This window comes from Pseudomonas sp. GL_091, from assembly GCF_057837725.1.
The window spans coordinates 826,580-845,193 of record NZ_CM174451.1; the positions used below are offsets into that span (position 1 = coordinate 826,580).

17 protein-coding genes and 3 tRNA genes are annotated in these 18,614 nt (G+C 57.8%); 18 read left to right on the forward strand and 2 right to left on the reverse strand.

Going from position 1 to position 18,614, the window contains the following annotated elements; genetic code table 11:
• Positions 1–44 precede the first annotated feature (44 nt).
• The 15 genes from ftsH (at position 45) to AC3ITY_RS03780 (ending at position 14,772) form a co-directional block, all read left to right on the forward strand.
• On the forward strand, positions 45–1,955 hold the full coding sequence (ftsH, locus tag AC3ITY_RS03710) for an ATP-dependent zinc metalloprotease FtsH (RefSeq protein ID WP_150754339.1): 1,911 nt from the start codon (positions 45–47) through the stop codon (positions 1,953–1,955).
• 8 nt (positions 1,956–1,963) lie between these two features.
• Entirely contained in the window at positions 1,964–2,815 is an 852-nt protein-coding gene (gene folP, locus AC3ITY_RS03715) for a dihydropteroate synthase (RefSeq protein WP_489307675.1), read from the forward strand.
• A 16-nt stretch (positions 2,816–2,831) separates the two neighbouring features.
• Entirely contained in the window at positions 2,832–4,169 is a 1,338-nt protein-coding gene (glmM, locus tag AC3ITY_RS03720; RefSeq protein ID WP_489307677.1) for a phosphoglucosamine mutase, read from the forward strand.
• A gap of 66 nt (positions 4,170–4,235) precedes the next feature.
• A complete protein-coding gene (gene tpiA / locus AC3ITY_RS03725; RefSeq protein ID WP_489307679.1) occupies positions 4,236–4,991 on the forward strand; it encodes a triose-phosphate isomerase in 756 nt (251 codons plus the stop codon).
• A 4-nt stretch (positions 4,992–4,995) separates the two neighbouring features.
• Positions 4,996–5,379: a preprotein translocase subunit SecG gene (secG, locus tag AC3ITY_RS03730; protein ID WP_017336473.1), complete on the forward strand. Its 384-nt coding sequence runs from the start codon at positions 4,996–4,998 to the stop codon at positions 5,377–5,379.
• 22 nt (positions 5,380–5,401) lie between these two features.
• Positions 5,402–5,487 (forward strand) — tRNA-Leu (locus AC3ITY_RS03735).
• Between the two features lie 97 nt (positions 5,488–5,584).
• Positions 5,585–5,661 (forward strand) — tRNA-Met (locus AC3ITY_RS03740).
• A gap of 138 nt (positions 5,662–5,799) precedes the next feature.
• Positions 5,800–6,258 (forward strand): ribosome maturation factor RimP, encoded by a 459-nt coding sequence (rimP, locus tag AC3ITY_RS03745; RefSeq protein ID WP_064387885.1) that lies wholly within the window; start codon positions 5,800–5,802, stop codon positions 6,256–6,258.
• A 59-nt stretch (positions 6,259–6,317) separates the two neighbouring features.
• Positions 6,318–7,799, forward strand: coding sequence for a transcription termination factor NusA (nusA, locus tag AC3ITY_RS03750; RefSeq protein WP_008057419.1), 1,482 nt, complete (start codon positions 6,318–6,320; stop codon positions 7,797–7,799).
• Positions 7,800–7,826: 27 nt separating this feature from the next.
• Positions 7,827–10,352 carry a translation initiation factor IF-2 gene (gene infB, locus AC3ITY_RS03755; protein WP_489307682.1) on the forward strand — a complete coding sequence of 842 codons (2,526 nt, stop codon included), beginning with the start codon at positions 7,827–7,829 and terminating at the stop codon, positions 10,350–10,352.
• 159 nt (positions 10,353–10,511) lie between these two features.
• Positions 10,512–10,913, forward strand: a complete 402-nt coding sequence (gene rbfA / locus AC3ITY_RS03760) for a 30S ribosome-binding factor RbfA (protein WP_007973108.1) — start codon at positions 10,512–10,514, stop codon at positions 10,911–10,913.
• Between the two features lie 3 nt (positions 10,914–10,916).
• A complete protein-coding gene (gene truB, locus AC3ITY_RS03765) occupies positions 10,917–11,834 on the forward strand; it encodes a tRNA pseudouridine(55) synthase TruB (protein WP_056728245.1) in 918 nt (305 codons plus the stop codon).
• A gap of 142 nt (positions 11,835–11,976) precedes the next feature.
• The gene (gene rpsO, locus AC3ITY_RS03770) at positions 11,977–12,246 is read left to right on the forward strand and encodes a 30S ribosomal protein S15 (protein WP_003177875.1); all 270 of its coding nucleotides are present in this window, start codon (positions 11,977–11,979) and stop codon (positions 12,244–12,246) included.
• A gap of 205 nt (positions 12,247–12,451) precedes the next feature.
• Positions 12,452–14,557, forward strand: coding sequence for a polyribonucleotide nucleotidyltransferase (gene pnp / locus AC3ITY_RS03775; protein WP_489307684.1), 2,106 nt, complete (start codon positions 12,452–12,454; stop codon positions 14,555–14,557).
• Between the two features lie 139 nt (positions 14,558–14,696).
• A tRNA-Thr gene (locus tag AC3ITY_RS03780) sits at positions 14,697–14,772 on the forward strand.
• A 12-nt stretch (positions 14,773–14,784) separates the two neighbouring features.
• Here the strand turns inward: AC3ITY_RS03780 and AC3ITY_RS03785 are convergent.
• Positions 14,785–15,291: a hypothetical protein gene (locus tag AC3ITY_RS03785; protein ID WP_489307686.1), complete on the reverse strand. Its 507-nt coding sequence runs from the start codon at positions 15,289–15,291 to the stop codon at positions 14,785–14,787.
• 299 nt (positions 15,292–15,590) lie between these two features.
• On the opposite strand from AC3ITY_RS03785, the gene AC3ITY_RS03790 reads away from it, so the two are divergent.
• A complete protein-coding gene (locus AC3ITY_RS03790) occupies positions 15,591–15,896 on the forward strand; it encodes a DUF6388 family protein (RefSeq protein WP_489307687.1) in 306 nt (101 codons plus the stop codon).
• Between the two features lie 145 nt (positions 15,897–16,041).
• Here AC3ITY_RS03790 and nadC read toward each other — a convergent pair whose 3' ends face one another.
• Positions 16,042–16,890 (reverse strand): carboxylating nicotinate-nucleotide diphosphorylase, encoded by an 849-nt coding sequence (nadC, locus tag AC3ITY_RS03795; RefSeq protein ID WP_008047437.1) that lies wholly within the window; start codon positions 16,888–16,890, stop codon positions 16,042–16,044.
• 253 nt (positions 16,891–17,143) lie between these two features.
• On the opposite strand from nadC, the gene ampD reads away from it, so the two are divergent.
• Both ampD and ampE read left to right on the forward strand, forming a co-directional pair.
• Positions 17,144–17,704: a 1,6-anhydro-N-acetylmuramyl-L-alanine amidase AmpD gene (ampD, locus tag AC3ITY_RS03800; RefSeq protein WP_223534483.1), complete on the forward strand. Its 561-nt coding sequence runs from the start codon at positions 17,144–17,146 to the stop codon at positions 17,702–17,704.
• Positions 17,701–18,537 carry a regulatory signaling modulator protein AmpE gene (gene ampE / locus AC3ITY_RS03805; RefSeq protein WP_489307689.1) on the forward strand — a complete coding sequence of 279 codons (837 nt, stop codon included), beginning with the start codon at positions 17,701–17,703 and terminating at the stop codon, positions 18,535–18,537. Before ampD ends, ampE begins: the two co-directional genes overlap by 4 nt.
• Positions 18,538–18,614: the final 77 nt, after the last annotated feature.

An 18,614-nucleotide genomic window follows, 5' to 3' on the forward strand; every position in this document is an offset into this window, starting at 1 on the left:
CGCCAGTAGCGGAGCTTGCTTCAGAGGGTAGTTAATTGAACGATATGGCAAAGAATCTGATCCTGTGGTTGATCATCGCGGCTGTCCTGGTGACGGTGATGAACAACTTCTCCAGCCCTAACGAGCCGCAGACCCTCAACTATTCCGACTTCATCCAGCAGGTCAAGGATGGCAAGGTCGAGCGCGTGGCGGTTGATGGCTACGTGATTACCGGCAAGCGCAACGATGGCGACAGTTTCAAGACCATTCGCCCGGCGATCCAGGACAACGGCCTGATCGGTGACCTGGTGGATAACCACGTCGTGGTCGAAGGCAAGCAGCCTGAACAGCAAAGCATCTGGACTCAGCTTCTGGTCGCCAGCTTCCCGATCCTCGTGATCATCGCCGTGTTCATGTTCTTCATGCGGCAGATGCAGGGCGGTGCAGGTGGCAAGGGTGGGCCGATGAGCTTCGGTAAAAGCAAGGCGCGCCTGCTCTCCGAAGATCAGGTCAAAACCACTTTGGCTGACGTTGCCGGTTGCGACGAAGCCAAGGAAGAAGTTGGCGAGTTGGTTGAATTCCTGCGTGATCCGGGCAAGTTCCAGCGTTTGGGCGGTCGCATTCCTCGTGGCGTGCTGATGGTCGGTCCTCCTGGTACTGGTAAAACCTTGATTGCCAAGGCGATTGCCGGCGAAGCCAAAGTGCCGTTCTTCACCATTTCTGGCTCCGACTTCGTCGAAATGTTCGTCGGTGTGGGTGCCAGCCGTGTTCGCGACATGTTCGAACAGGCCAAGAAACACGCTCCATGCATCATCTTCATCGACGAAATCGATGCGGTCGGTCGCCATCGTGGTGCTGGCATGGGTGGTGGTCACGACGAGCGCGAGCAAACTCTCAACCAGTTGCTGGTCGAGATGGACGGCTTTGAAATGAATGACGGCATCATCGTGATCGCCGCAACCAACCGTCCTGACGTACTGGACCCTGCGTTGCTGCGTCCAGGCCGTTTCGACCGTCAGGTTGTGGTGGGTCTGCCGGACATCCGTGGTCGGGAACAGATTCTCAAGGTTCACATGCGCAAAGTGCCGATGGGCGACGACGTTGCCCCGGGCGTGATCGCTCGTGGTACTCCAGGCTTCTCCGGTGCTGACCTGGCCAACCTGGTGAACGAGGCGTCGTTGTTCGCTGCCCGTGCCGGCAAGCGCATCGTCGAGATGAAAGAGTTCGAGCTGGCGAAAGACAAGATCATGATGGGCGCCGAGCGCAAATCCATGGTCATGTCCGAGAAAGAAAAACAGAACACGGCTTATCACGAAGCGGGCCACGCCATTGTGGGGCGTGTCGTGCCTGAGCATGATCCGGTGTACAAGGTGTCGATCATCCCGCGCGGTCGTGCGCTGGGTGTGACCATGTTCCTGCCGGAAGAAGATCGTTACAGTCTGTCCAAGCGTGCGTTGATCAGCCAGATCTGCTCGCTGTACGGCGGTCGTATCGCTGAAGAAATGACCCTGGGCTTCGATGGCGTGACCACCGGTGCCTCCAACGACATCATGCGCGCCAGCCAGATTGCGCGGAACATGGTGACCAAGTGGGGTCTTTCGGAAAAACTCGGTCCGTTGATGTATGCCGAAGAAGAGGGTGAAGTGTTCCTCGGTCGTGGCGGTGGCGGTCAGAGTGCAAGTTTCTCTGGCGAAACAGCCAAGCTGATCGACTCCGAAGTGCGCAGCATCATCGATCAGTGCTATGGCACGGCGAAGCAGATTCTCACGGACAACCGTGACAAGCTCGATGCGATGGCCGATGCCTTGATGAAGTACGAAACGATCGATGCCGAGCAGATCGACGACATCATGGCAGGTCGTCCGCCTCGCGAGCCGCGCGACTGGTCGGGTGGCACGGGTACTTCCGGCACCCCGCCGGTGGTGCAGGATGAGCGTCCGGAAACACCGATCGGCGGTCCTGCTGCTGACGTATAAGGTTTGAAATGACTTCTGTTCAGTCCTCGACCCGGTTGCCTTGCGGCAACCGGGTTCTTGATTTGGCCCAGACGCATGTCATGGGTATTCTCAATGTCACTCCTGATTCTTTCTCCGATGGTGGTCAATACAGCCAGCTCGACGCGGCCATGCGCCACGCTGAAGCCATGGTGGCGGCCGGCGCGACGCTGATCGATGTCGGTGGCGAATCTACCCGTCCTGGTGCCAGGGCGGTGTCGCCACTGGAAGAGCTGGAGCGCGTAGCGCCCATTGTCGAGCGCATCAGTCGCGAACTGGATGTCATCATCTCGGTCGACACCTCCACACCAGCCGTCATGCGTGAAACTGCGCGCCTGGGTGCCGGGTTGATCAATGACGTACGTTCGTTGCGTCGCGATGGCGCCCTGGATGCTGCGGCGGCCACCGGGTTACCGGTTTGCTTGATGCATATGCTTGGAGAGCCAGGCGATATGCAGGACAATCCGCAGTATCAGGACATTACAAGGGAAGTCGGTGAGTTTCTCGCCGAGCGCATGCATCAGTGTTCATTGGTGGGAATTGCGGCTGAGCGGATCATTCTTGACCCCGGCTTTGGCTTCGCCAAAACCTTGCAGCACAATCTGAGTTTGTTCAAGCATATGGAGGCCCTGCATGCCTTGGGGCGACCCCTGTTGGTCGGGGTTTCGCGAAAGAGCATGATTGGCCAGGCGTTGAATCGTCCGGTGGGGGACCGACTGTATGGTGGTTTGGCGCTCGCGGCGCTGGCTTCGGTGAAGGGTGCGCGTATATTGCGCGTCCATGATGTAGCCGAAACAATGGATGTGGTGCGGATGATCGCCGCAGTGGAATCAGCCGAATAAGAATGATGGAGCACTTATGAGCAAAAAATATTTTGGCACCGATGGTATTCGTGGGCGTGTCGGTGAATACCCGATTACTCCTGATTTCATGCTCAAGCTCGGCTGGGCTGCAGGTATGGCGTTCCGCAAGATGGGCGCCTGCAAGGTATTGGTAGGTAAGGACACCCGGATCTCCGGCTACATGTTCGAGTCTGCACTTGAAGCGGGGCTTACTTCCGCTGGGGCCGATGTAATGCTCCTTGGTCCGATGCCGACCCCGGCGATTGCCTACCTGACGCGTACCTTTCATGCCGAAGCTGGCATCGTGATCAGTGCGTCGCACAATCCGCATGATGACAATGGCATAAAGTTTTTCTCCGGCCAGGGCACCAAGCTTCCGGATGAAGTCGAGCACATGATCGAAGAGCTGCTCGATACCCCAATGACTGTGGTTGAGTCGAGCAAGATCGGCAAGGTGTCGCGAATCAATGACGCGTCGGGTCGGTATATCGAATTCTGCAAGAGCAGTGTGCCGACCGGTACCAGCTTTACCGGCCTCAAGATTGTGATCGACTGCGCCCATGGTGCGACCTATAAAGTGGCGCCGAGTGTGTTTCGTGAGTTGGGTGCCGAAGTCGTGGTCTTGTCCGCGCAGCCCAATGGTTTGAATATCAATGACAACTGCGGCTCGACCCATATGGGGCAACTGCAGGCCGCTGTGCTGGCTGAACACGCCGATCTGGGTATCGCCTTCGATGGTGATGGCGACCGGGTGTTGATGGTGGATCACACGGGGGCCATCGTCGATGGTGATGAGTTGCTGTTCATCATTGCTCGCGACCTGCATGAGCGAGACAAGCTGCAAGGTGGTGTAGTCGGTACGCTGATGAGCAACCTGGGATTGGAGTTGGCCTTGGCCGACCTGGCGATTCCATTTGTCCGCGCCAATGTTGGTGATCGTTATGTGATTGCTGATCTGCTGGAGCGCAACTGGCTGGTCGGTGGCGAAAATTCGGGTCATATCGTTTGCTTCAATTACACCACCACTGGTGATGCGATTATCGCCGCGTTGCAGGTGCTGAAGGCGTTGAAAGCCCGTGCGCAAGGTTTGGCTGAAGCGCGTCAGGCGCTGCGCAAATGCCCTCAGGTGCTGATCAATGTACGTTTCGGTGGCGGCGCAAACCCACTCGACCACCCGTCGGTCAAGGAAGCCAGCGAGCGTGTGACCAAGGCCATGGCGGGTCGGGGGCGTGTGCTGTTGCGCAAGTCCGGAACCGAACCTCTGGTGCGTGTGATGGTCGAAGGCGAAGACGAAACGCAGGTTCGTGGCTACGCCGAAGAGCTGGCAAAACTGGTTACTGAAGTTTCTGCCTGAATTCGGCTTGCCAGCCATGATTGTGTTGGGTAACATCTGCGCCCACTTTGACCGACGAGGTACAGCATGCGTCGCCCTATGGTAGCTGGTAACTGGAAGATGCACGGTACCCGCGCCAGCGTCGCTGAGCTGATCAACGGCCTTCGTGACTTGGCCTTGCCGAGCGATGTTGATGTTGCGGTATTCCCGCCTTGCCTGCATATCAATCAAGTGATTGATGGTCTGGAAGGAAGGTCGATTTCGGTCGGCGCGCAGAATTCTGCGGTGGAATCCGGACAAGGTGCGTTGACCGGTGAAGTTGCACCGAGTCAGTTGGTGGATGCAGGTTGTTCCCTGGTGCTTGTCGGGCACTCCGAACGCCGCCAGATTATGGGCGAGCAGGACGGAATGCTGATCCGCAAGTTCGCAGCGGCACAGGCATGTGGCTTGATTCCGGTGTTGTGCATAGGGGAAACCCTTGAGCAGCGTGAAGCCGGAAAGACTCTTGAGGTTGTCTCGCGTCAGCTGGGCAGTATCATTGAGGAGCTGGGTGTCGGTGCCTTTGCCAAGGCAGTGATCGCTTACGAACCGGTCTGGGCCATTGGCACCGGGCTGACTGCAACGCCACAACAGGCGCAGGATGTGCACGCAGCCATTCGCGCCCAGTTGGCGGCAGAGAATTCTGAGGTCGCACAAGGTGTGCGGCTTCTATACGGCGGCAGCGTGAAGGCGGCCAATGCGGTCGAACTGTTCGGCATGCCGGATATCGATGGGGGTCTCATTGGTGGGGCTTCCCTGAATGCAGATGAGTTCGGTGCGATTTGTCGCGCCGCGGGAAACTGAAAAAATGCTGGAAACAGTCGTAGTCGTTTTTCATCTGCTGGGTGCATTGGGCGTAGTAGCTCTGGTTTTGCTGCAGCAGGGTAAGGGTGCGGATGCTGGCGCGTCTTTCGGAGCAGGTGCTTCAAATACTGTGTTCGGAAGCCAAGGTTCCTCTACCTTTCTTAGTAAGTTTACTGCTATACTTGCCGCAGGTTTTTTCATAACCAGCTTGGGGTTAGGTTACTTTGCTAAAGAGAAGGCTCACCAGCTGACTCAAGTAGGTCTCCCAAATCCAGCGGTACTGGAAGTTCCAAAGCAACAACCGGCTTCTGATGATGTCCCGGTGCTTCAAGAGCAAAAGTCGGCTACCCCAGCGACTGACGTGCCTCCAGCTCAAGAGCAGAAGTAAGAAGGGTTCCAAACGTAGTATTGCCGAGGTGGTGGAATTGGTAGACACGCAACCTTGAGGTGGTTGTGCCCATAGGGTGTAGGGGTTCGAGTCCCCTTCTCGGTACCAATTAGTCAGGAGAGCCCGCTGTTGCGGGCTTTCTTGCAGGTGGAAGGTTACATTGACCCTGTAGGGGATCGGTCGTATACTTCCGCCCCAGCTTTGTCGCGGGGTGGAGCAGTCTGGTAGCTCGTCGGGCTCATAACCCGAAGGTCGTCGGTTCAAATCCGGCCCCCGCAACCAGTTTAAGGAGCCCCTTTTAAGGGGCTTTTTGTTAGCTGGACACTTTCAACGCCGCTGTTCAACGGCGTTTCAAGGATGGGCGTTTAGCCCATTTTTTTATTTTGCATAGCATGCACATACATGCACTAGGGGGTTCAGGTGTCGAGCAAGCTAGAAGAGTTGCAGGCCTTGCTGGCCCCGGTGGTCGTGGCCCTAGGCTATGAATGCTGGGGTATCGAGTTTTCGGCTCAGGGTCGTCACTCGATGTTGCGCGTTTATATCGATAAAGAAGGCGGCGTGCTGGTGGACGATTGCGCCATCGTCAGCCGTCAGATCAGCGGTGTGCTGGATGTTGAAGATCCAATCACCGTTGAGTACACCCTTGAAGTTTCCTCGCCTGGCATGGAACGCCCGCTGTTCACTCTTGAGCAGTTTGCAAAATTTGCCGGTGAACAAGTGAAGATCAAGCTGCGCTCGCCTTTTGAAGGACGACGCAACTTTCAGGGCCTTCTGCGCGGCGTAGAAGAGCAGGATGTCGTGGTGCAGGTAGAAGACCATGAGTTCCTGTTGCCGATCGATATGATCGACAAGGCCAACATTATTCCCAGTTTTGACTGAGGCGTGCCAGATACTGCGGATCCCGCGGATCCAATGGCTTGCGAAAGGCGAGGCGTACGATGAGCAAAGAAGTACTGCTGGTTGTTGAGTCGGTATCCAATGAAAAGGGCGTACCGGCAAACGTTATTTTTGAAGCGCTGGAGCTGGCTCTGGCCACTGCTACCAAAAAGCGTTTCGAAGACGAAGTTGATCTGCGTGTGGAAATCAATCGCCACACGGGTGCATACGAGACATTCCGTCGCTGGACGGTCGTCGAAGAAGCAGACCTGGACGATCCGGCCATCGAAACCTGGCCGAGCAAGGTTGCCGAAACGCATCCTGGCGCCAAGGTCGGTGATGTCGTAGAAGAGAAAATCGAGTCCATCGAGTTCGGCCGCATTGCTGCACAGACTGCCAAGCAAGTCATTGTGCAGAAAGTTCGCGAAGCCGAGCGCGCTCAGGTTGTTGACGCTTACCGCGAGCGCCTGGGTGAAATCATCTCCGGCACCGTGAAAAAAGTCACCCGCGACAACGTGATCGTTGATCTGGGCAACAACGCTGAAGCGTTGCTGGCCCGTGAAGACATCATTTCTCGCGAAACTTTCCGGGTTGGCGTGCGTCTGCGTGCGCTGCTCAAGGAAATCCGCACCGAGAACCGCGGCCCGCAGTTGATCCTGTCGCGCACCGCGCCGGAAATGCTGATCGAGTTGTTCCGCATCGAAGTGCCGGAAATTGCCGAAGGCCTGATCGAAGTAATGGCTGCGTCCCGTGATCCGGGTTCGCGCGCCAAGATCGCCGTTCGCTCCAAGGACAAACGCATCGACCCGCAGGGCGCTTGCATCGGTATGCGCGGTTCGCGCGTCCAGGCAGTGTCGGGCGAGTTGGGCGGTGAGCGTGTTGACATCGTTCTGTGGGACGACAACCCGGCTCAGTTCGTGATCAACGCCATGTCCCCGGCTGAGGTTGCGGCAATTATCGTTGACGAAGATGCCCACGCAATGGACATCGCCGTTGGCGCAGACAATCTGGCTCAGGCCATCGGTCGCGGTGGTCAGAACGTGCGTCTGGCTAGCCAGTTGACTGGCTGGACCCTGAACGTGATGACCGAATCGGACATCCAGGCTAAACAGCAAGCGGAAACCGGCGACATCCTGCGCAACTTCATCGACGAGCTGGAAGTCGACGAAGATCTGGCGCAGGTGCTGGTGGACGAAGGCTTTACCAGCCTGGAAGAGATTGCCTACGTACCGTTGGAAGAAATGCTCAACATCGACGGCTTTGACGAAGATACCGTCAACGAGCTTCGCGCTCGGGCCAAGGATCGCTTGTTGACTAAAGCCATCGCTACTGAGGAAAAGCTGGCAGACGCCCATCCGGCCGAAGACCTGCTCTCGCTTGAGGGTATGGACAAGGATTTGGCGATGGAACTGGCGGTGCGCGGCGTAATTACCCGCGAAGACCTGGCCGAGCAGTCTATTGACGACCTGCTCGACATCGACGGCATTGACGATGATCGTGCCGGCAAGTTGATCATGGCCGCCCGAGCCCACTGGTTCGAGTAATTAGGCGCGGCCTGAGGAGAGAAGTGCATGACGCAAGTCACGGTGAAACAACTGGCCGATGAGGTCAAAACACCGGTAGAGCGCCTGTTGCAGCAGATGCGTGAGGCAGGTCTGCCGCACACCGCCGCCGAAGAACATGTGACTGACAGTGAGAAGCAATCGTTGCTGACTCACTTGAAAAGCAGCCACAAGGCGAAAGTGGAAGAACCACGCAAGATTACGCTGCAGCGTAAAACCACCAGCACCCTGCGTGTTGCTGGCAGCAAAAGCATCAGCGTTGAAGTACGCAAGAAGAAAGTCTTCGTACAGCGCAGCCCGGAAGAAATCGAAGCCGAGCGCAAGCGTGAACTGGATGAACGTCGCGCAGTAGAAAATGCTGCTCGTCAGAAGGCTGAAGAAGAAGCCAAGCGTCGCGCCGAAGAAGAAGCGCGTCGCCAGCCTGCTGCTGCGCCGACCGCTCATGCCGTACCTGTTGCAGCGCCTGCTGTGGTGGCCGAGCCAGTTCGCGAAAGCGCACCGGTTGTGGCAGCTGCTCCGGCTCCTGCGGCCGATACCCGCAAGCGTGACGAACAGCGCCGTCCGGACAAGCCACGTGCCGACGACAACAGTCGTCGCGGTAGCGGCGATGGCGAGCGCAAAAACGCTCCGCATCGTGCTTCGGTCAAGGAAAAGGCGCCGGCTCCACGCGTTGCCCCACGTACTACCGACGAAGAAAGCGATGGCTTCCGTCGTGGTGGTCGCGGCAAGGCCAAGCTGAAGAAGCGCAACGCCCACGGTTTCCAGAGCCCGACCGGCCCTGTCGTGCGCGAAGTGAAGATCGGCGAAACCATCACTGTTGGCGACCTCGCCCAGCAGATGTCGGTGAAGGCTGCTGAAATCATCAAGTTCATGTTCAAACTGGGTACTCCAGCGACCATCAACCAGGTACTGGATCAGGAAACTGCTCAACTGGTTGCCGAAGAGCTGGGCCACAAAGTGACCCTGGTCAGCGACACCGCCCTGGAAGATTCCCTGGCCGAGTCCCTGAAGTTTGAAGGTGAGGCGGTTTCCCGTGCACCAGTCGTGACCGTAATGGGCCACGTTGACCACGGTAAGACTTCCCTGCTCGACTACATCCGTCGTGCCAAGGTTGCTGCTGGCGAAGCCGGTGGTATCACCCAGCACATCGGTGCTTACCACGTTGAAACCGACCGTGGCATGGTGACGTTCCTCGACACCCCTGGTCACGCTGCGTTTACCGCAATGCGTGCCCGTGGTGCCAAGGCGACCGACATCGTGATCCTGGTGGTTGCAGCGGATGACGGCGTAATGCCGCAGACCATTGAAGCCGTACAGCACGCAGTAGCGGCTGGTGTGCCACTGGTTGTTGCAGTGAACAAGATCGACAAGCCAGGTGCTGACCTCGATCGCATCCGTAGCGAACTGTCGGTTCACGGCGTGACGTCGGAAGAGTGGGGTGGTGACACTCCGTTCGTACCGGTCTCGGCGAAGATGGGTACTGGCGTCGACGAACTGCTCGAAGCTGTATTGCTGCAAGCCGAAGTTCTGGAACTGACTGCAACTCCGTCGGCTCCTGGCCGTGGTGTCGTGGTTGAATCGCGTCTCGACAAGGGCCGTGGTCCGGTGGCTACCGTTCTGGTTCAAGACGGTACCCTGCGTCAGGGCGACATGGTCCTGGTCGGTTCGAACTATGGCCGCGTTCGCGCCATGCTCGACGAGAACGGCAAGTCAATCAAGGAAGCCGGTCCGGCCATCCCTGTCGAGATCCTCGGCCTGGACGGTACCCCGGATGCTGGCGACGAGATGAGCGTGGTTGCCGACGAGAAGAAAGCCCGTGAAGTGGCTCTGTTCCGTCAAGGCAAGTTCCGCGAAGTCAAGCTGGCCCGTGCTCACGCCGGCAAGCTGGAAAACATCTTCGAAAACATGGGTCAGGAAGAGAAGAAGACGCTCAACATCGTCCTCAAATCCGACGTCCGTGGTTCGCTGGAAGCGTTGAACGGTGCCTTGAACGGCCTGGGTAACGACGAAGTGCAAGTGCGTGTAGTGGGTGGCGGTGTCGGTGGTATCACCGAATCCGACGCCAACCTGGCACTGGCCTCCAACGCTGTACTGTTCGGCTTCAACGTGCGTGCCGATGCCGGCGCGCGCAAGATCGTCGAGCAGGAAGGTCTGGATATGCGTTACTACAACGTGATCTACGACATCATCGAAGACGTCAAGAAAGCCCTGACCGGTATGCTCGGCAGCGATGTTCGCGAGAACATCCTGGGTATCGCCGAAGTGCGTGACGTGTTCCGTTCGCCGAAGTTTGGCGCGATCGCCGGTTGCATGGTTATCGAAGGTGTTGTGCACCGTAACCGTCCAATCCGTGTACTGCGTGAAGACATCGTTATCTTCGAAGGCGAGCTGGAATCCCTGCGCCGCTTCAAGGATGACGCTTCCGAAGTACGTGCCGGCATGGAATGCGGTATCGGCGTGAAGAGCTACAACGACGTCAAAGTCGGCGACAAGATCGAAGTCTTCGAGAAGGTTCAGGTTGCTCGCAGCCTCTAACTCGCGCACTTCAGGAGCCGTGACGGGTAGTCGCATGCAAATGTGCAGCTCGTCACCAGGACTCTAAACGCAACGCCCGGTCTGGCTTCTGTCAGGCCGGGCGTTTGCCGCTTTCAGACCTCTCGGGTTTCACCGTGGGGCAGTAACAGGTAACAAGACATGGCAAAAGAATATAGCCGTACCCAACGTATTGGCGATCAGATGCAGCGCGAGCTGGCACAACTGATCCGTCGTGAAGTCAAAGACCCGCGCGTCGGCCTGGTCACCATTACCGCAGTGGAAGTCAGCCGTGACGTCGGTCACGCCAAGATTTTCATCACCGTGATGGGCCAGGACAGCGCTGAAGAAATTGCCCAAAGCATCAAGGTGCTGAACTCTGCCGCCGGTTTCCTGCGCATGCAGTTGGCTCGCGAGATGAAGCTGCGTAGCGTTCCTCAGCTGCACTTCCACTACGACGAAAGCGTCGTACGCGGTGCGCATCTGTCGGCCTTGATCGAGCGCGCAGTGGCTGAAGACAATCAGCATCCGGTTGCGGCAGAAGCCGAAGACACCAAGGAGTAATCGGTGGCTCAGGTCAAACGTATCCGTCGTAACGTCAGCGGCATCATCCTGCTCGACAAGCCGCTGGGGTTCACCTCCAACGCGGCCTTGCAAAAGGTTCGCTGGTTGCTCAATGCCGAGAAGGCCGGGCACACTGGCAGTCTTGATCCCTTGGCCACCGGCGTGCTGCCGTTGTGCTTCGGCGAGGCCACCAAATTCTCGCAATACCTGCTCGACTCCGACAAGGGTTATGAAACCCTGGCGCAACTGGGCAAGACCACCACCACGGCGGATGCCGAAGGTGAAGTTTTGCAGGAGCGCCCGGTGACCGTTGGTCGCCCCGATATCGAGGCTGTACTGCCGAAATTTCGTGGGCAAATCAGTCAGATACCGCCGATGTACTCGGCACTCAAGCGCGATGGCCAGCCGCTGTACAAGCTGGCTCGTGCAGGCGAAGTAGTGGAGCGCGAACCGCGTTCTGTTACTATTACGCGCTTGGAATTGCTGGCCTTCGAAGGTGATACTGCGCGGCTGGCGGTGGATTGCACTAAAGGCACCTACATCCGTACCCTGGTGGAGGATATCGGTGAGCAACTCGGTTGTGGCGCTTACGTTGCAGAACTGCGACGTACCCAGGCCGGGCCATTCACCCTGGCGCAGACGGTTACCCTCGAAGAGCTGGAAGCGGTACATGCCGAAGGCGGCAACGAAGCGGTCGATCGCTTCCTGATGCCATCGGACAGCGGCCTGCTGGATTGGCCACTGTTGCAGTTCTCGGAAGCGAGTGCGTTCTACTGGCTCAACGGCCAGCCGGTACGTGCCCCGGATGCTCCGAAGTTCGGCATGGTGCGGGTGCAGGATCACAATGGTCGCTTCATCGGTATCGGTGAAGTGAGCGAAGACGGGCGCATCGCGCCGCGTCGTTTGATTCGGTCAGAATGACCGAAACCAGTCCGCGTAACACCGGGCTGGCGAGGGTGGCTGTCAACAGGCACGGTCACTACTCATTTTTAGATACAGGGATTTGTCCCTGGCCTGTTGAAACTGTTTTTCTGAAACAGTTTCCTGATAAAAGGATTGCCTCATGGCTCTCGACGTTCAAGAAAAAGCTCAAATCGTAGCTGACTACCAGCAAGCTGTTGGTGACACTGGTTCGCCAGAAGTGCAAGTTGCACTGCTGACCCACAACATCAACAAGCTGCAAGGTCACTTCAAGGCCAACGGTAAAGACCACCACTCCCGTCGTGGTCTGATCCGCATGGTTAACCAGCGTCGTAAGCTGCTGGACTACCTGAAAGGCAAGGATCTGGGTCGCTATCAGACTCTGATCGGTCGCCTGGGTCTGCGTCGCTAATAAGCGATTGCGCTAGAGGTTGGTTGTCTGTCGTGCACCAGCGGGTTTCCCGCCGGCGCATGGCAGGCTCCCAGCCTCAAGTTTTATCTGGATACCTGCTTTGCCTGAGTAACACCTGGACAAACCGGTCGGGCCGATTCCCGACATTGCCCAAGAATTTCGCAAGAAACCAGTTCCCCAAGAGCCACAAAGAAGGTAGGACACCGTGAACCCGGTAATCAAAAAATTCCAGTTCGGTCAGTCGACCGTTACCCTCGAGACTGGCCGTATCGCCCGTCAGGCCTCCGGCGCAGTATTGGTCACCGTTGACGACGACGTCAGCGTATTGGTGACCGTAGTCGGTGCCAAGCAAGCAGATCCAGGCAAGGGCTTCTTCCCTCTGTCTGTTCACTACCAGGAAAAAACTTACGCTGCCGGTAAGATCCCTGGCGGTTTCTTCAAGCGCGAAGGCCGTCCTTCCGAGAAAGAAACCCTGACTTCCCGACTGATCGACCGTCCGATCCGTCCGCTGTTCCCGGAAGGCTTCATGAACGAAGTGCAGGTAGTCTGCACCGTCGTTTCCACCAGCAAGAAGACCGATCCGGACATCGCTGCGATGATCGGTACCTCGGCTGCGCTGGCGATCTCTGGCATTCCTTTCGATGGCCCGATCGGCGCTGCCCGCGTTGCCTTCCACGAAAGCACCGGCTACCTGCTGAACCCGACTTACGAGCAACAGGCGGCTTCCAGCCTGGACATGGTCGTTGCCGGTACTTCGGACGCCGTGCTGATGGTTGAATCGGAAGCCAAAGAGCTGACCGAAGACCAGATGCTGGGCGCGGTACTGTTTGCTCACGACGAGTTCCAGGTTGTGATCAACGCCGTCAAAGAACTGGCTGCCGAAGCTGCCAAGCCAACCTGGGCCTGGGCTCCAGCGCCTGAAGCCACCGAACTGCTGGGCGCTATCCGTGCCGAGTTCGGCGAAGCGATCTCCCAGGCCTACACCATCACCGTCAAGGCTGACCGTTACGCTCGCCTGGGCGAGTTGAAGGACCAGGTCGTTGCCAAGCTGTCCGGTGAAGAAGGCCAGCCTTCTTCCAGCGAAGTCAAAGCGGCTTTCGGCGAAATCGAATACCGCACCGTTCGCGAAAACATCGTAAACGGCAAGCCACGTATCGACGGTCGCGACACCAAGACTGTACGTCCATTGAACATCGAAGTCGGCGTTCTGCCAAAGACTCACGGTTCGGCTCTGTTCACCCGTGGCGAAACCCAGGCTCTGGTAGTTGCAACTCTGGGTACTGCCCGTGATGCACAGCTGCTCGATACCCTGGAAGGCGAGAAGAAAGACCCGTTCATGCTGCACTACAACTTCCCTCCGTTCTCGGTAGGTGAGTGTGGTCGCATGGGTGGCGCTGGTCGTCGCGAAATCGGTCACGGCCGTCTGGCCCGTCGTTCGGTTTCGGCCATGCTGCCTGCCGCCGACGTGTTCCCGTACACCATCCGCGTGGTTTCGGAAATCACCGAATCCAACGGTTCGAGCTCGATGGCTTCCGTTTGCGGCGCTTCCCTGGCCCTGATGGACGCCGGTGTGCCGATGAAGGCGCCGGTTGCCGGTATCGCCATGGGTCTGGTTAAAGAAGGCGAGAAATTCGCCGTCCTGACCGACATCCTGGGTGACGAAGACCACTTGGGCGACATGGACTTCAAGGTAGCCGGTACCGCCAAAGGCGTCACCGCGCTGCAGATGGACATCAAGATCAAGGGCATCACCGAAGAGATCATGGAAATCGCTTTGGGCCAAGCCCTGGAAGCGCGCCTGAACATCCTCGGCCAGATGAACCAGATCATTGGCCAGTCGCGTACCGAACTGTCGGCCAACGCTCCGACCATGATCGCGATGAAAATCGACACCGACAAAATCCGTGATGTCATCGGTAAAGGCGGCGCGACCATTCGTGCGATCTGCGAAGAGACCAAGGCTTCGATCGACATCGAAGACGACGGTTCGATCAAGATCTTCGGCGAAACCAAGGAAGCCGCTGAAGCAGCACGTCAGCGCGTTCTGGGTATCACCGCTGAAGCCGAGATCGGCAAGATCTACGTTGGTAAGGTTGAGCGCATCGTCGACTTCGGCGCATTCGTAAACATCCTGCCGGGCAAGGACGGTCTGGTTCACATCTCCATGCTGAGCGACGCTCGCGTTGAGAAAGTGACCGACATCCTGAAAGAAGGCCAGGAAGTGGAAGTACTGGTACTGGACGTGGACAACCGCGGCCGTATCAAGCTGTCCATCAAAGACGTGGCAGCAGCCAAGGCTTCGGGCGTTTAATTACGCCTCACGCCTGACCGCTTCAACGTTATAAAAAATGCCCCGCCGTGAAAACGGCGGGGCATTTTTTTGTCTGTAGATCACAGAGATGACTGGCGACGTTGCCGGAGTCGAAACTCAGTGCTAGGTTTAGCCCACCGCCCGTGTAGCTCAGCCGGTAGAGCAGCGCACTCGTAACGCGAAGGTCGCAGGTTCGATTCCTGTCTCGGGCACCATATCCCCCTCGGTTATTTCACCTTTCTGCTCAGGTCCTCGACGGTGCGCTTGAGGCTCTCGAGTTCGCGGTCCTGATCGCTGACTTCCCGCTTCAGGCTGGAAATCTCGCTGCTGTTAGAGCTGGAACTGGAGCCGCTATTGCGTTTGAGTTCTTCAACCTGTTTGTCGAGGTTGTTGATGTCGCGCTCCTGCTCGGCCACCGTGCGCTTGAGTTCGTCGATTTCCTTGCTGCTGGAGCTTGAGCTGGAACCGCTGCTGCGCTTGAGTTCTTCGATCTGCCGGGTCTGATTGTCGATCGTATCCTGCATTTTTTTCAGATCGTCGAGGCTGTAATCGCTTCTCACGAGCACGTCTTTGCCAAATTCATTGTGAATGACCGTGAGTTTGTCGCCGGAGGACGTGTAACCGCTACTCATTTCAACACTGGCCAGTGCGGTTCCCGGCAGCGCCAGGGCCCCCAGCAAGGTTGTCATCACTGTCGCGGACAGAACAGACGAAAACTTCGAAAAGCTGCGCATCACCTGGACTCCTTGTGAATTGCCAATATGGCACATCGCTATGACTGGGGGTTTGAATTTATGTTCCCGCCGTCATCAAAACATCGTGTGCACAACTTTTTGTGGGGAGATGCAAAGAGACGTGTAAATCCGCAGCCAAACGTCCTATATTCGGAGCCTGCCTGAGCACCGCCCAGCAGTTTTCAGATGATCCAGAATGGTTCTGAAGGCCAGATAAACCGGGCTTGATCCGGTTTTTGTGTCAGAGAGATCCTTGAAGATCCAGATCCATCTTCCATTCCCAGATCAGCGAGAACGCCATGACCGATAAAGAGATGACCCAGCAAGCCCGACACGAAGAAGCGCTGAAGAAGTACGTGCTGGATAACCACGAACTGATGGACGAGATCAAGGACTTGAGTCCGGATGATCAGAAAGACCAGATCCAGTGGGCGTTCGAGGATGAAGCCGAAGCCCAGGGCTTGCAGCCGTGGGAGTTGACCCTCAAGTACACGAGCACTCCAGAGGAGTACGAGGCCAAGCGCCTGGAGCTGCACCGGGAGGCCGCCGAGGTGTTGGGCGTCGAGTGGGAAGAGTACTGCGAGATGAACAATCTGGTGGTTTGACACTCATGTAGGAGCGAGCTTGCTCCGGGCGGCGTTCCGACGATGGTCGTTAACGATAACGCTTGTTTACTGGTTAAACATGGCGCTCTCAGGAACATCGCGAGCAAGCTCGCTCCTACAGTTTCGGCAACTCAAATACGTGCGATCAGAGACTCAAGCGCATCGACAGATCGACCGCCTTCACATCCTTGGTCATCGCACCGATCGAAATGTAATCCACCCCGGTCTGTGCAATCGGCAGCAACGTGCTTTCGTTGATCCCGCCGCTGGCCTCCAGCTTGGCCTTGCCGGCGTTCAGGCGTACGGCTTCGCGCATGTCGTCCAGGCTCAGTTCGTCGAGCATGATGATGTCGGCACCGGCCGCCAGCGCTTCTTTCAGTTCATCCAGGCTTTCCACTTCAATCTCGACCGGTTTGCCCGGGGCGATCTTGTGCGCGGCGGCGATGGCCTGCGCGATGCCGCCACTGGCGGCGATGTGGTTTTCCTTGATCAGGAAGGCGTCATACAGGCCGATGCGGTGGTTATGGCAACCGCCGCAGGTCACGGCGTACTTTTGCGCCAGGCGCAGCCCCGGCAAGGTTTTGCGGGTGTCGAGCAACTTGACCTGAGTTTCGGCCACGAAGTCCGCCAGGTATTGCGCGCGGGTCGCCACGCCGGAGAGCAATTGCAGGAAGTTCAGGGCGCTGCGTTCGCCGGTCAGCAGCGAGCGCGCAGGGCCTTCGAGGTGGAACAGCACCTGATTGGGCGTCACCCGTTCACCATCGGCAACCTGCCAGTGCACCGCTACCCGTGGGTCCAGTTGCCGAAACACGGTATCCACCCAGGCGGTGCCGCTGATGACGGCCGCGTCGCGGGTAATGATGGTGGCTTTGGCCAGGCGTTCGGCCGGGATCAACTGCGCGGTGATGTCGCCGCTGCCAATGTCTTCACGCAACGCACGGCGCACGTTGGCTTCGATTTCAGCGGTCAGATCGGCGAGACGTAGATTCGGCATAACGGACTCCACAAACAAAGTGGCTCGATTATAGGGCCATGGCGCCGACCAACCCAAGGCATCAGAGCGTTACGTTGGCACTGGCGCCTGTATTTGGTCGATTCCTTGACGTTGTCGGCGTTGACCGTCGATTCCGAACAAACGCCTGTTTGAGATCGGCAATCTCCAGCGCCTCATTCGCGGCAAGTGATCGCGCCCCGGGGGATTATCACGGCATACTGTGCCCACACAGTCGACGATTGAAGGAGTCGGTATGCAGTTGGACCCCGCGAGCGGTTGGATTCAGGGTGTGCATGTCTGCCCCTCACCCAACTTCAATGCGCGCCCCGCAGGCGAAGTTTCCCTGCTGGTGATCCACAACATCAGCCTGCCGCCGGCGCAGTTCGCCACCGGCAAGGTGCAGGAGTTTTTCCAGAATCGTCTGGATGTCACCGAACATCCCTATTTTGAAGGGATCGCGGATTTGCGGGTGTCCGCGCACTTTCTGATTGAACGTGACGGTAACGTCACCCAGTTTGTTTCATGTCTTGAGCGTGCGTGGCATGCGGGTGTCTCGAGCTTCGAGGGGCGGGAAACCTGTAACGATTTTTCCGTGGGCATCGAGCTCGAAGGCACGGATGATCTGCCGTTCACCGATGCGCAGTACAGCGCATTGACAGCCCTGACCCGCCAGTTGCAGCAGGCGTTCACGGCGATCACTACAGAGCGCATCTGCGGGCACAGCGACATTGCTCCGGGGCGCAAAACCGATCCAGGGCCGGCGTTCGACTGGGCACGCTATCGTGCCGCTCTGGCACAAGAGGAAGGACGATGAATTTTCTGGTGTTGCTGTTGGCGGTGTGGATCGAGAAGTTCTCGGCCTTGCGTCATCGGGTTCAGCGGGACAGCGGCTGGATACACAAGCTGAACAAGCTAGAGGCCAGCCCGCGACTTTCTGGCCGGCCATGGCTGGTGTTGTCGGTGATGGTCTTGTTGCCAGTGGCGTTGCTGGGTTTGCTGCTGCTGGTCATCGAACCGGTGGCCTACGGGTTGCTGGCGTTGCCGATCCATTTGCTGGTGGTGATTTACAGCCTCGGACGCGGTGATCTGTTGGGCGATCTCGGGCCGTTCCGCGATGCCTGGCGTCGGGAGGACTTGCAAGCCGCGGCCCATGTCGCCAAGCGCGATCTGGATATCTGCGCAGACAGTGGCGAGCAGCTGCTGGAACAGGTCGAAGGGCATTTGTTGTGGGAGGCCTACCAGAGCTTTTTCGCGGTGATTTTCTGGTACTTCCTGCTGGGTCCGGTCGCGGTGCTGAGCTATCGGCTGCTGGCGCTGGCCGAAGAACACGGGAAAAGCCCTGCGCTGGTCGAGCGCGCCGGGCAACTGCGTCACTCCTTCGACTGGGTGCCGGTGCGCCTGCTGGCGGCGAGCCTGGCGTTGGTCGGCAATTTTGTCGCGGTCAGCCGGGTCATGCTGCATGAGCTGCTGAACTGGAACATCAGCGCCGCGCAATTGATCGAGAAAGTCGGGATGGTGGCCGGTGAAATTCCAGCGCCGGTGGCTGGCGCAGAAGGTATCAACAACCTGGACCGCATCTGGGCGCTACTGTTGCGTGCGGCGGTGCTCTGGTATGCCGGGTTTGCGTTGTGGACGGTCTTGCATTAGTCCAACAGTTAATGCCCTCGCCACAGGGCGATCACTTGTCCGAAGTGTTTCGCCCTGTCATTAACCTTAAGTTACAA

Excerpts from the sequence above, each read along its gene's own strand:
- tpiA (WP_489307679.1), top strand. The coding sequence starts at position 4,236 with ATGCGTCGCCCTATGGTAGCTGGTAACTGGAAGATGCACGGTACCCGC.
- nusA (WP_008057419.1), top strand. The coding sequence starts at position 6,318 with ATGAGCAAAGAAGTACTGCTGGTTGTTGAGTCGGTATCCAATGAAAAG.
- nadC (WP_008047437.1), bottom strand. The coding sequence starts at position 16,890 with ATGCCGAATCTACGTCTCGCCGATCTGACCGCTGAAATCGAAGCCAAC.
- secG (WP_017336473.1), top strand. The coding sequence starts at position 4,996 with ATGCTGGAAACAGTCGTAGTCGTTTTTCATCTGCTGGGTGCATTGGGC.
- AC3ITY_RS03785 (WP_489307686.1), bottom strand. The coding sequence starts at position 15,291 with ATGCGCAGCTTTTCGAAGTTTTCGTCTGTTCTGTCCGCGACAGTGATG.
- ampD (WP_223534483.1), top strand. The coding sequence starts at position 17,144 with ATGCAGTTGGACCCCGCGAGCGGTTGGATTCAGGGTGTGCATGTCTGC.
- infB (WP_489307682.1), top strand. The coding sequence starts at position 7,827 with ATGACGCAAGTCACGGTGAAACAACTGGCCGATGAGGTCAAAACACCG.
- ftsH (WP_150754339.1), top strand. The coding sequence starts at position 45 with ATGGCAAAGAATCTGATCCTGTGGTTGATCATCGCGGCTGTCCTGGTG.
- folP (WP_489307675.1), top strand. The coding sequence starts at position 1,964 with ATGACTTCTGTTCAGTCCTCGACCCGGTTGCCTTGCGGCAACCGGGTT.
- glmM (WP_489307677.1), top strand. The coding sequence starts at position 2,832 with ATGAGCAAAAAATATTTTGGCACCGATGGTATTCGTGGGCGTGTCGGT.
- ampE (WP_489307689.1), top strand. The coding sequence starts at position 17,701 with ATGAATTTTCTGGTGTTGCTGTTGGCGGTGTGGATCGAGAAGTTCTCG.
- AC3ITY_RS03790 (WP_489307687.1), top strand. The coding sequence starts at position 15,591 with ATGACCGATAAAGAGATGACCCAGCAAGCCCGACACGAAGAAGCGCTG.
- rbfA (WP_007973108.1), top strand. The coding sequence starts at position 10,512 with ATGGCAAAAGAATATAGCCGTACCCAACGTATTGGCGATCAGATGCAG.
- rpsO (WP_003177875.1), top strand. The coding sequence starts at position 11,977 with ATGGCTCTCGACGTTCAAGAAAAAGCTCAAATCGTAGCTGACTACCAG.